At 61.3% G+C, this 12,455-nt stretch carries 10 protein-coding genes; 9 read left to right on the forward strand and 1 reads right to left on the reverse strand.

Annotation, left to right across the window (positions count from 1 at the left end):
* Nucleotide 1: 1 nt before the first annotated feature.
* The 8 genes from bcsZ to ACYP2A_RS04475 all read left to right on the forward strand — a co-directional run bounded on the left by bcsZ (nt 2) and on the right by ACYP2A_RS04475 (nt 9,527).
* Nucleotides 2–1,213, forward strand: coding sequence for a cellulose synthase complex periplasmic endoglucanase BcsZ (gene bcsZ, locus ACYP2A_RS04440; protein WP_459743114.1), 1,212 nt, complete (start codon nt 2–4; stop codon nt 1,211–1,213).
* A complete protein-coding gene (locus ACYP2A_RS04445; protein ID WP_459743116.1) occupies nt 1,189–4,953 on the forward strand; it encodes a cellulose biosynthesis protein BcsC in 3,765 nt (1,254 codons plus the stop codon). Before bcsZ ends, ACYP2A_RS04445 begins: the two co-directional genes overlap by 25 nt.
* A gap of 15 nt (nt 4,954–4,968) precedes the next feature.
* On the forward strand, nt 4,969–5,634 hold the full coding sequence (locus tag ACYP2A_RS04450; protein ID WP_459743117.1) for an SGNH/GDSL hydrolase family protein: 666 nt from the start codon (nt 4,969–4,971) through the stop codon (nt 5,632–5,634).
* Nucleotides 5,631–6,305 carry an alginate O-acetyltransferase AlgF gene (locus ACYP2A_RS04455; protein ID WP_459743119.1) on the forward strand — a complete coding sequence of 225 codons (675 nt, stop codon included), beginning with the start codon at nt 5,631–5,633 and terminating at the stop codon, nt 6,303–6,305. Before ACYP2A_RS04450 ends, ACYP2A_RS04455 begins: the two co-directional genes overlap by 4 nt.
* Before the next feature lie 21 nt (nt 6,306–6,326).
* Complete coding sequence (locus ACYP2A_RS04460) at nt 6,327–7,742, forward strand: MBOAT family O-acyltransferase (protein ID WP_459743121.1); 1,416 nt, start codon at nt 6,327–6,329, stop codon at nt 7,740–7,742.
* A gap of 24 nt (nt 7,743–7,766) precedes the next feature.
* A complete protein-coding gene (locus tag ACYP2A_RS04465; protein ID WP_459743123.1) occupies nt 7,767–8,906 on the forward strand; it encodes an alginate O-acetyltransferase AlgX-related protein in 1,140 nt (379 codons plus the stop codon).
* 73 nt (nt 8,907–8,979) lie between these two features.
* Nucleotides 8,980–9,252 carry a CopG family ribbon-helix-helix protein gene (locus tag ACYP2A_RS04470; RefSeq protein ID WP_459743125.1) on the forward strand — a complete coding sequence of 91 codons (273 nt, stop codon included), beginning with the start codon at nt 8,980–8,982 and terminating at the stop codon, nt 9,250–9,252.
* Nucleotides 9,252–9,527: a type II toxin-antitoxin system RelE/ParE family toxin gene (locus tag ACYP2A_RS04475; protein ID WP_459743127.1), complete on the forward strand. Its 276-nt coding sequence runs from the start codon at nt 9,252–9,254 to the stop codon at nt 9,525–9,527. The genes ACYP2A_RS04470 and ACYP2A_RS04475 overlap by 1 nt, the downstream gene beginning before the upstream one ends.
* A gap of 57 nt (nt 9,528–9,584) precedes the next feature.
* Here ACYP2A_RS04475 and ACYP2A_RS04480 read toward each other — a convergent pair whose 3' ends face one another.
* Nucleotides 9,585–11,531, reverse strand: a complete 1,947-nt coding sequence (locus ACYP2A_RS04480; protein ID WP_459743129.1) for a putative bifunctional diguanylate cyclase/phosphodiesterase — start codon at nt 11,529–11,531, stop codon at nt 9,585–9,587.
* Nucleotides 11,532–11,635: 104 nt separating this feature from the next.
* Here ACYP2A_RS04480 and ACYP2A_RS04485 point away from each other — a divergent pair.
* The coding region (locus ACYP2A_RS04485; protein ID WP_459743130.1) for an RNA-guided endonuclease InsQ/TnpB family protein at nt 11,636–12,455 on the forward strand (820 nt) is incomplete at its 3' end.

The following is a 12,455-nucleotide window of genomic DNA, read 5'->3' on the forward strand; positions in this document are numbered from 1 at the left end:
CATGTTGGCTTTACTGATAAACCCGCGTCGTAGCGCGCGCTGGCTGGCGGGTCTGTTGGCGGCAGCGGTGCTGACACCGCTGATGGCAGCCGAGCGCTGCGACGGTCCGACCTGGCCGCTGTGGCAGAGCTACGCCCAGCGCAATGTCCAGGACGATGGACGCATGCTCGAATCGAGCATGGAACGCAATCACAGCACCTCCGAAGGCCAGTCCTATGGCATGGTCTTCGCCCTCGTGGCCAATGACCGCAAGCGCTTTGACGCCTTGTGGTCATGGACCGTCGCCAACATGATGGGCGCCGACCTCAAGACACGCCTGCCGGGCTGGTTATGGGGGCAGGGCAAGGATGGCAACTGGCAGATCCAGGACGCCAACTCCGCCTCCGATGCCGACTTGTGGATGGCCTACGCGCTGCTCGAAGCGGCGCGCCTGTGGCAGGCTCCGGCCTATCGCGACGATGCGCAGGCATTGCTCAAGACCATTGAAGCGAAACTGGTCGTCGACCTTCCGGGCCTCGGCAAAATGGTGCTGCCAGGTCCCGAGGGCTTTACCCAGCCTGACCATCTTTGGCGTCTGAACCCCAGTTATCTACCCATCCCCTTGTTGCGCCGCCTGGCCAAAGAGGCGCCGAACGGCCCCTGGAAAGAGATCGCCGACAACACGGTAAAAATGATCAAGGCGTCCAGTCCCAAGGGCTTTGTGGCAGACTGGCTGGGTTATCGTGGCACCTCGCCCAAAACAGGGCTGTTCGTGGTCGACCCCGCCAAGGGCGAACTGGGCAGTTATGACGCGATTCGCGTTTACCTCTGGGCTGGCATGACCCCTGCAAACGATCCACTTGCGGCTACGCTGTTGGCACACCTGGACGGTATGTCGACCAGCACGGCCTCAAGCGGCGTGCCGCCGGAAAAAGTTCAGGTCATGAGCGGCGCAAGCGAGGGCCAGGGGCCTTTTGGTTATTCAGCGGCATTGTTGCCTTACTTCCAGACCAAGGGACAAACCTGGCTGGTCGAGCAACAACGGCGCCACGTCGAGCAAGGTCTTGCCAGGGTCATGAAAAACGACCCGCAAGACCGCTCGGAACCGGCTTATTACAACTTTATGCTCAGCCTGTTTGCTTTGGGCTGGATTGAACAACGCTATCAGTTCCGCCATGACGGGACCCTTAAATTGTCTTGGGAGACTTCATGCCCGCCAGTCGCCACACGTTAGTTATCGGGCTACTTACAGCAATCGCAGCCAATAACGTTGCCAACGCTGAAACCTCCGCCGTACAGGCACAGTTGATTGAGCAGGGCCAATACTGGCAAGCGCGCTCGAACGCGGTGCGGGCGGCAGAGATCTGGCAGAAAGTGCTGCAGCAAGACCCCAATCAGGTCGATGCGCTGTATGGCATGGGCTTGATTGGCGTCAACAAGAACCAGCCGCAACAGGCTCAGAGTTATCTGGCGCGCCTGCGCGCCCTGACACCGCCGCCGGCGCAAGCCATCCAGCTGGAGCAGGACATTGCCCTGACCCAGGCCGACAACAAGGCGCTGCTCGATGAAGCCCGGCGTCTGGCCGATGCCGGTGAGCGCGACAAGGCCACGGCGGCGTTTCGCAAGATTTTCAACGGCCGTGTGCCACAGGGCACGATCGGGCGTGAGTACTACACCAACCTGGGCTTCAGCGACAACGACTGGCCAGAGGCCCGCCAGGGCTTCGAACGCCTGATCAAGCAAAACCCGAACGACTCGGTTCTGGCGCTGTTCTATGCCAAGCACCTGGCCCGCCGCGAAGACAGCCGCGACGAAGGCATTCGTGCATTGGCCAAGCTGACCAGCCACCCCGATATCGCTGGTGACGCCGATCAGAGCTGGCGTCTGGCACTGGTCTGGGGCGGTACGCCGACAGCGGCCCAGGTACCGCTGTTCGAAGCGTTCCTCAAGGTCCACCCGGACGACCAGGAAATCCGCGACTTGATGAACAAGGGCCGGCAACAGCAGGCCAGTGGCGGTGCTTCGACCTGGCAGCAGGACCCGCAAGTGGCTCGAGGCCTCAAAGCCCTGGAAAAGGGCGACCTGGCCACCGCCGATACCGCATTCAGTACACGTTTGAAAAGCAAGCCTGACGATGCCGATGCCCTCGGTGGCCTGGGCGTGGTACGCCAGCAACAGAACCGTCAGGCCGAAGCCGAACAACTGCTGACCCGTGCCACCCGCCAGACCGGTGGCGAGCGCTGGAAAAGTGCGCTGGAAAATGTCCAGACCTGGACGCGCCTGCAACAGGCTCGCGACATGCAGTCCAAAGGCCAGGCCAGCAAGGCGCTGGAAGCGGCGGCCCAGGCCGTCAGCAAGAACCCGGGCAATATCGACATACGCCTGGCCCAGGCCGATATCCAGGCCCAGGCCGGTCAGTTTGAAGCCGCCTATGCCAGCTATCGCCAGATCCTGTCCACCGATCGCGGCAACGCCAAGGCCGTTCGTGGCCTGGTCAATGTTCTGGCCCAGAGTGGCCAGGTCAATGAAGCGCTGCGCCTGATCGATACCTTGTCCAGCGATGAACAGGCCAAGCTCGGTGACAGCGGCAGCTTCAAGGCGCTGCGTGCCATCCAGGTGGCACGTATTGCCGAACAGCGTGGCGACACGCTGGCGGCCCAGGCAGCCCTCAAAGAAGCGGTCAAAAACGATCCGGACAATGTCTGGACACGCTTCGACCTGGCGCGCTTGTACCTCAAGACCAATGAGGCGCCCAAGGCCCGTGCGTTGATCGACGATCTGCTCAGAAGCCAGCCGAACAACATCGACGCGCTCTACACCAGCGCTCTGTTGTCGGTCGAAATGGGCCAGTGGAGAGATGCCCAGATCACCTTTGGGCGTATTCCCGTTGACCAGCGCACCCCTGAGATGAAAGCCCTGGCCGACGAAGTCAACATGACCGTGCAGGTCAATCTGGCCGTCAGTATTGCCAAGCGCGGTCAGCGTCAGGAAGCGCTGGCGCTGCTTGACCGGCTGTTGCCGGTGGCCGGTGCCACGCCTGAGCGTCAATTGACCCTGGCCAGCGCCTACATCGAAGCCGGCGAAGTCGAGCGCGGCCGTGCCATGGCCCGTACTGCCATTGCGCAGTTGCGCATGCCTTCTGCCGATCAAACGCTGCAATACGCCGGCGTCCTGCTGGCGGCGGGCGACGACGTGCAGGTCAACACAATCCTGCGCAACCTGCAAAACCAGACCATGAACGCACAAAGCCGCAAGCGCTACGACGACTTGCTGTACCAGTACCGCATTCGTCAGGCCGACCTGCTGCGTGAAGGCGGCGACCTGAACGGCGCTTACGACACCCTGGCACCGGCATTGGCCCAGCGCCCTGATGATATTCAGGCCGTGTCGGCGTTCGCCCGCTTGTACACCGCACGTGGCGATACCGCCAAGGCGTACGAGCTCTACAAACCGTTATTGCAGCGTCAGCCCAACGACCCGCAAGTGTTGCTGGGCGCTGCCGATGCAGCCGTCAAGGCGCATGACCCGGCGTCCGCCGACAAGGCACTGGAGCAGTTCCTGCGGCTGGGCCGCTATGACGCACTGACGCTGACCGAAGCTGCACGCATCTACGAAAGCATCGGCAAGACCGGAGCCTCGGAAGAATTGCTGCGCAAGGCCGTGTCGATTGAACAGACCGAGAAGCAACGTATCCTCGCCGTGCAGATGGGCCCGGCGGCAGCGCCCAACGCTGCCACCCCTGCGGCGGGCACCAACCCACGCAGCGTGGCGAGCGCCGACGCGATTCCGTTGCCTGCCCAGGCCACGCTTAACGGCGACGACGGTACCCAGATCAGCAGCGCACAAAGTGCCCTTAACCGCATTCTCAGCCTGCGCAGCGGCTACGTCACCCAGGGCCTGAGTGTGACCAGCAACAACAGCGAGGCCGGGCTGGGCAAGCTGACGATGGTCGAGGCGCCGCTGGAGATCAACATGCCGCTGGGCGATAACCGTGTGGCGGTACGCGTCACACCGGTCACGCTCAACAGCGGCAGTGTGTCGGCCGATGCCGGCAGCCGCTTTGGCGGCGGCTCGACCGGCCCTGCAGGGTCGAACCGTGAAACCGGCGTAGGCCTTTCGGTGGGCTTCGAACGCCCTTCAGAAGGTCTCAAGGCAGACATCGGTACAACGCCGATGGGCTTCAAGTACACCACCGTCGCCGGTGGCGTGAGCCTCGACCGCCCATTGGGCGAAAACCCCAACCTGCGCTACGGCCTCAACGTCTCCAGGCGTCCGGTGACCGACAGCGTGACCTCATTCGCCGGTTCCACCGACGATCGCAGCGGCCTGTCGTGGGGTGGCGTAACGGCCAACGGTGGACGCGGCCAGGTCAGCTACGACAACCAGACCATCGGCGGTTACGGCTACGGTTCATGGCACAAGCTGGTGGGCAACAACGTCAAGGCCAACAGCCGCGGCGAAATTGGCGGCGGCGTCTACTGGTACCTGAACAATACCGAGAACAGCAAGTTGACGGCCGGTGTCAGTGTCATGGCAATGAGCTATGATAATGACCAGAGCTACTTCACCTATGGCAATGGCGGCTATTTCAGCCCGCAAAACTTCTTTGCCATCGGCATTCCTGTGATGTGGTCGCAACGCTCCGAGCGCTTCAGTTATCAGGTCAAAGGCTCGGTCGGCCTGCAGCACTTCAAGCAGGATGGCTCGCCTTACTTCCCGGACGACGGCGATCTGCAAGCCGCTTCCGGACAGACGCACGAAGGGCAGAGCAAAACCGGCATCGGCTACAGCCTGAGTGCGGCCGGCGAATACCGTATCGGCGGCAACATGTTCATGGGCGGCAACGTGGCCCTGGACAACGCTCGCGATTATCGCCAGCTCAGCGGTGCCCTGTACGTGCGCTACATGCTCGAGCAGGCGACAGGTCCGATGGAGTTGCCGGTCAGCCCTTACAGCTCGCCCTATTCCAACTGATATCAGGAGAACGCTATGCCTTCCGTACTTGCCGGCATGACACTCCTGGTTCTGGGGGAAAGCCACATGAGCCTGGCCGACCACTTGATGGAGCCGTTGCATGACAACCTGACCAGGCAAGGCGCCATCGTGCATTCGATCGGCGCGTGTGGGGCCAGTGCCGGTGACTGGCTGCTGACCAAGAAGGTCGACTGCGGCGCCGAACAGAAAGGTAACGGCAAGATCGTGATCAAGGGCCGCGATGCCACCACCACGCCCATCGGCGACTTGATTGCCGCCGACAAGCCGGACCTGGTGGTGATCGTGATTGGCGACACCATGGCCTCCTATGACAAGCCCTCGTTTCCTAAAGCGTGGGCCTGGCAAAGTGTGACCAGCCTGACCAAGGCCATCGCCGCCACGGGCACCCAGTGCGCCTGGGTGGGACCGGCCTGGGGCAAGGTGGGCGGCATGTATCAGAAGAACGATGCGCGCACCCAACTGATGTCGCAGTTTCTGGCCAATAACGTAGCGCCGTGCACCTACATTGACTCGCTGAGTTTCTCCAAGCCGGGTCAATGGATCACCACCGACGGTCAGCACTTCACTGTGGCCGGCTACAAGTCCTGGGGCACGGCCATTGGCAATGCTTTGGGGCAGCTGCCGGTCAGCAGTGTCAGCGCGGCAGGAGCCAAAAAGTGACGGCCTTGCGTCTTATGGCTTGTGGCGTCGGTGCACTGCTGGCGAGTGCTGCCGCACAGTCTGCCGAGATTGCGCTGTACCCCACGGGACCGGCCGAAGATTCAGCGTTCATTCGCTTCATCAACGCCACGCCGGCGCCGCTGGACGTCATCGCCCAGGAGGGCCAGACGCCGTTGCGCCTGGCCACCACTGCGCCTGCGTCGGCGTTCTTTCCGGTGCAGGCCAAAAGCGCCGTCAAAGGCACGCTGGTCAGTGATGGGCAAAAGCTGGCCATGGAGCAGAGCGTGGCGCCTGGCGAGTTCGCCACGGTGGTGGCGTTGCCGCAGGCCGACGGCGGTCTCAAGCAGGTGGCGGTGCGCGAAGAGCCGGATGACTTCAATGGTCTGAAGGCTTCGCTGGCGTTTTTCAGCCTCGATGCCGCTTGCCTTGACGCCAGCCTGCGCCCGGCGGGGCGCACGGCGGACCTGTTCAAGGCGGTAGCCGACGGCACGCTGCAACGCCGCTCGATCAACCCGGTCAAGCTGTCGGTGCAACTGGTCTGCGCCAACGCAAACGTCGGCGAGCCCCTGGATCTGGGCGAACTCAAGGCGGGCGAGCGCTACAGCGTGTTGCTGTTGCCTTCGGCCAATGGACCACGCCTGTTGTCGGTTACGGATACGTTGTCCCACTGATCTGATCGGGCAATTGTCGTCATGGTCTTCGCCTCCCTTGAGTTTCTGCTGCTGTTTTTGCCGGCGTTCATGCTGGTTTACTCGTTGGGGCGGCCGTCGTGGCGCAACACGATTCTGCTGATCGGCAGCTGGCTGTTTTATGGCTGGCTGAGCCCGCTGTTTCTGACATTGCACATGGTCTTGACCGTGGTGGCGTGGGTCGGCGGCTTGATCGTCGACCGCACCCGCGAAGGCACCACGGCGCGCATGCGCTGGCTGGTGGGGCTGATCGTGCTCAACACCGCCGTCTTGTGCTGGTACAAGTACGCCAACATTCTGGCCCTGACCGCCAATGAACTGATGAGCAGCTACGGCGCCATGCCGTTCGAATGGCAGCGCGTGGCCTTGCCGGCGGGGCTGTCGTTCATCGTCTTGCAGGCCATTTCATACCTGGTGGACGTACATCGGCACACGGTGCCGGTGGAGCGCAGCTTCATCAATTACGCCACCTACATCTCGATGTTCGGCCACTCGATTGCCGGGCCCATCATTCGCTACGACTGGGTACGCCGCGAGCTCAACCAGCGCTATTTCAACTGGCAGAACTTCGCCCTCGGCGCGCGGCGTTTCATGATCGGCATGAGCATGAAAGTGCTGGTGGCCGACACCTTGTCGCCGCTGGTCGACGTGGCGTTTCATTTGCCGCAGCCGACCCTGGTCGATGCCTGGATCGGCTGCCTGGCGTACTCGCTGCAACTGTTTTTCGATTTCGCCGGCTACAGCGCCATGGCCATCGGCCTGGGCCTGATGCTGGGCTTTCACTTTCCGGAAAACTTCAACCGGCCATACCTGGCGCGCAGCATTCAGGACTTCTGGCGGCGCTGGCACTTGTCGCTGTCGAGCTGGCTGCGCGATTACCTGTACATCGGCCTGGGTGGTAACCGTTTTGGTACCTGGAAGACTTATCGCAACCTGTTCCTGACCATGGCCATCGCCGGGCTTTGGCATGGCGGCGACAGCTGGAACTACCTGCTGTGGGGCGCCGCCCACGGCATCGCGCTGTGCGTCGACCGGGCCTGGTCGCATTCCAGCCTGCCGAGCGTTCCACGACCGCTGGCGCATGTGTTGACGCTGCTGTTCGTGTGCCTGGCCTGGACGCTGTTCCGCTCGCCGGACTTCCACACCGCCATGACCATGTACGCCGGCCAGTTCGGCCTGCACGGCGTGGCGCTGGGCGATGCATTGGCGGTGACCCTGCGCCTGTCACACGGCATGGCCGCGCTGCTGGGCGTGCTGTGTGTGCTTGCACCGTTGCTGCAACGCCGCGTTGAACAGCGCTGGGCGCACAACCCGGTGTTTGTGGCCGGTGCGGCGGTGTGGCCGGTGGCGGGGTTTCTGCTGTCGTTCGCGCTGATCGCCAGCCGCGAAACCGTGCCCTTCCTGTACTTTCAATTCTAAGCTTCCAATTCTGAGAGGCCGGCCATGAGTCAATCGTCCAACGCACCGCAGCCGCCCAGCGAACTGGCCCAGCGCGTCAGCCCGGTGGCCGGCGTGACCCTGGCCGCGTTCATGGGCATCGGCCTGCTGGCATGCGGGTTGTTGATGGCCAGCGGCAAGGTGCAGTGGCTGCCGGCCAAAGTCGACCGCGACGCGGTGCTGCACGGCGAGGTCACCCATGCGCTGGCCAAGCAGTTGTCGGGCACCTTCTTCGCCCAACAGGCCGCCAATCTGGAGCGCGGCGCCAGTTGGTTGCTGTTCCAGGACACCGGCGCGCGCGTGCGTCCAGGATGCTCAGGCTGGTTATTCCTGACCGACGAATTACGCATCAACCGCAATGCCCAAACCAACGAGCGAACCAAGGCCCAAGCGGTCATCGACCTCAAGCAACGGCTAGGTAAACGAGGCATCGATCTGTGGGTGGTGGTGGTGCCGGACAAGAGCCGCATCGCGGCCAATCAGTTATGCGGGCTGTATCGGCCGACGCAATTGCAGAGCCGTATCAGCCACTGGAGCGGCATGTTGCAGGCCGCTGCCGTCAACACACTGGACCTGACATCCACCCTGCAGCCACTGGGCGATGCCGCCTTCTTACGCACCGACACGCACTGGAGCGAAACCGGCGCCAGTGCTGCCGCCAACGCCATCGCCCGACGTTTCAAAGAGGTCAACTTCAAGGCCACGCCAAGCCGCAGTTTCGAAACCCGCGTCGCACCGTTGGCGCCACGCCCCGGCGACCTGGTGCGCCTGGCCGGCCTCGACTGGCTGCCCGTGTCGCTGCAGCCACCACCGCAAAGCGTGGCCGAAACCACCATTCGAGAACGGGTCGAAGCGGCCTCGGTGGGCGGTGAAAGCCTGGACGACCTGTTTGGCGACGACAACCTGCCCAACGTCGCGCTGATCGGCACCTCGTTCTCGCGCAACTCTGCGTTTGTCGACTTTCTGCAACGCGCACTGGGCGCGCCGATCGGTAACTTCGCCAAGGACGGTGGCGAGTTCTCAGGCGCGGCGAATGCGTATTTCAACAGCCCGGCGTTTGCGCAGACGCCGCCGAAGGTGCTGATCTGGGAGATACCGGAGCGGGATTTGCAGACGGGGTATGTGCCGGTGGTGATGGGGTTGTAGGGAGTACTTGACGGTGCACGGTTATTCAATATGATTAACTTTGAATCGATTAACGATCAGGAAGAGTTCTCTCATGGCCACCACCGCGAAAACCCGATCTGTCACCGCTCACGTCCCTGAGCAATTGGCACAAAAAGTCGATCTGATGGCAGAGCGCCTGGAGCGCTCCAAAAACTGGATCGTCAAACAGGCTCTGTCTGCCTGGATAGAACAGGAAGAAGAGCGCAGCCGTCTGACCCGCGAGGCCTTGGCCGATGTAGATGCCAGGCGCGTGATTGACCACCAGGCTGTCCAGGCTTGGGCTGATAGCCTCAGCACCGACACGCCGTTGCCGGCACCGCGCTGATGGAGTTGAAATGGACAAGCAAGGCGCTTTCCGACATTACCCGACTGTACGAATTTCTGGCGCTGGTCAATCAGGCTGCCGCTGCACGAACGGTTCAGCAACTCACAGCGGCACCGACCACATTGTTGGCCAATCCACGCATTGGCGAACGCCTGGAAGAGTTTGAGCCAAGGGATGTACGTCGCATTCAGATCGGCCATTACGAGATGCGTTACGAGATAGTGGACTCCACTCTCTATCTACTGCGCCTGTGGCACACCCGTGAGGACCGCTAGCAGACTGAAAGCGCTTGCTTTTGCATGAATCGAGTGCCGGCTTGCCCTATCGGCGTATTAAACCACCTGCACCTTGCCCAGTTGCTCGCCTTCAAGCCACGCGCTGATGTCGCAGGCGTGCATAGGTCTGGAGAACAGGTAGCCCTGAGCCCAGGCGCAACCGAGGTTTTTCAGGGCGTCGAGTTCTGCGGCGGTTTCCACGCCTTCGACGATGCATTCCAACTGCATGTCCTGGCACAGGGCAATCAGCGACTTGACGATCTTGAAGCTGGCCGGGTCGAGATGGATGTTGGTGACGAAGGTGCGGTCCACCTTCAGTTTGGTCAGCGACAGCGCGTGGATCTGGCTCAGGCTGGAATAGCCGGTGCCAAAGTCATCGAGGGAAATGCCGCAGCCCAGTTCACGAAACCGGCTGATCGCTCGCTGGGTCTGCGGCAGGTCCTGGATGGCCGCGGTTTCGGTGATTTCCAGATCGAGACAGGCCGGGTCGAAACGGCTGCTCTTGATCAGCTCGACGATCTGCTGGGCGGCGTCCTGCGAACCACAGTCATGGGCGGACAGGTTGAATGACAGGCGGATACCCGCAGGCCAGCTCGCGGCCACCTCCAGCGCCTTGCTGAGCAACGGTACGGTGAGGCGATTGACCATACCGATGCGCTCGGCAATCGGGATGAAATCACTGGGCGGCACGTTACCCAACTCTGGGCTTTCCCAGCGTGCCAGTGCCTCGAACGCCACGGTTTGCTCACTGTGAATATCCACGATGGGCTGGAACACCACGTGAAACTCACCCTCCAGATCGGCCCTGCGCAGGGCCTGTTCGGTCAGCCCTTCGCGATTGAGCTGCTGGCGATGGGCTGCGCTGAACAGGCAGACCGTGCCGGGGCGGTGGCGCTTGCTCTGATACAGGGCATAGTCGGCGTATTCATACACTTGCGTGGCGCAAGATGCCTGATCCGGGAAGGTCGCAATGCCCAGTGACGCGCTGATCTGAATAGGGATGTCCACCAGCAGAAACGGCTCGCGCAGGCTGGCACAGATTTTCTCGCCAAACGCCTGCAACTGCTCGTCGCTCATGGCCTGAGTGATGATCAGCCCGAACTCGTCGCCTCCCAGCCGGGCCAGGTGCACATCGTCGTCGAGCAGCCCGGTCAGACGCTGGCCAACCTGATAGAGCAGCTTGTCACCAATACTATGGCCATACAGATCGTTGACCGGCTTGAAGCCATCCAGGTCGATCAGCCCCACGGCCAGACGAATCTCTTGCTCACGGGCGCGGGACAGCAGCGTATCAAGGCGAGAAAAGAACTGCCGCCGATTGGCCAGCCCGGTGAGGCTGTCCTGATTGGCCAAGTGAAGGTTTTCCTCGCTGAGTTTTGCCGTATGCGCCTGCATGTTCACCAGCCGGGTGAAGTCGGCGTACTGCGCCTTGAGAATGACCAGCATGGCGATGGACACCAGCAGGACATCAATCGCGGTGGCAATAAAGGTAATGATATTGGTGGACGCGAAGAACACCACGAACGCCGTGTTGACCACTGCCGTGGTGGCCAGCGCCGCTGGCAGCAGGTGCATCATGCAAAAGATGCAGCCAATGACGGTGATCGCCATATAAAAGGCGACATGCGCCTGGGTATAGCTGTCGCCATACGGAAACAGCGCCAGCGACCAAGCGGTGAACGCCACGGCGACAAACGGCGCGAGCATATTGGTGCGCTTCAGCGCCGTGAGCATCTGCGCCGGGCTGCGTGTGCGCCTGCGCGTGCGTATCCATTCCGCCGCACGAATCACGCCGAACAGCGTCATGATCAACGGGCAATACACCACCAGCCAGCGCGGCGCGACCGCAAAGTGGGTGCCCGCCAGCATCAGGGTGTTAGTCAGAAGGATGAAATACATCATGGGTAACTGGCGAGACAGCGCAATGTATTGCGCCTTGACCAGACCGGGATTGTCCTTGGGCACGGACATTAACGCTCGCACGCCTAGCAGTGTTTTCTTCATCCAGATTGCTCCGAGAAACCCCTTCCTTCAGGTGGGGGAGGAAAGGAGCGCGGCGTAGCCGCATTGAGCTGTACATAAATACAGTTTTATGGCACCGTCCACCGATGACCAAACGCGCCTATAAATTCAGGTTTTACCCCACTTCAGAGCAAAAGCTGCTACTGGAGAAAACCTTTGGCTGTGTACGCTACGTCTACAATTACATCCTGGATTTTCGCTCCAAAGCTTACGCTGAAGACAAGACGAACATTGGCTTTACTGGCGCTAATGCGGCGTTGACCCGGTTGAAGAAAGATCCAGAGAAGGCATGGCTCAACGAGGTCTCCAGCGTTCCTTTGCAGCAGGTGCTTCGCCACCAGCAAAAGGGTTTCACCAACTTCTTCGAAAAGCGTTGCGGATACCCTTCATTCAAAAAGAAACACCATCGTCAGTCCGCTGAGTTCACGCGCAGCGCCTTCAAGTATGTCGACGGCAAGCTTTTCCTTGCGAAAAACAAGGTGCCCCTTGATGTTCGCTGGAGCCGAGGCGTTCCGGGTGAGCCTTCCACCGTCACGGTTTCAAAAGACAGGTCGGGTCGTTATTTCGTGTCCCTGCTGTGTGACTTCGAGCCTGAAAAGCTTGCTGTCTCACCCCGCATGATCGGTATTGATCTGGGGATCACGGATCTGTTCACCCGGTGCGACGGACAGAAAGAGCCCAATCCAAAGCACACGGCCAGATACGCCGCCAGGCTAGCGCTGCTACAGCGCCGACTGGCCAAAAAGAAGCTCGGATCAGCCAATCGCTTGAAAGCCAAGCAAAAGGTGGCCAGGCTGCACGCAAAAATTTCAGATGCCCGCCAGGACAACCTTCATCAGGTGTCGCGCAGATTGATCAACGAAAACCAAGTGATCTGCGTCGAGTCTTTGAAAGTCAAAAACATGA

The organism is Pseudomonas sp. 3A(2025) (assembly GCF_054589175.1).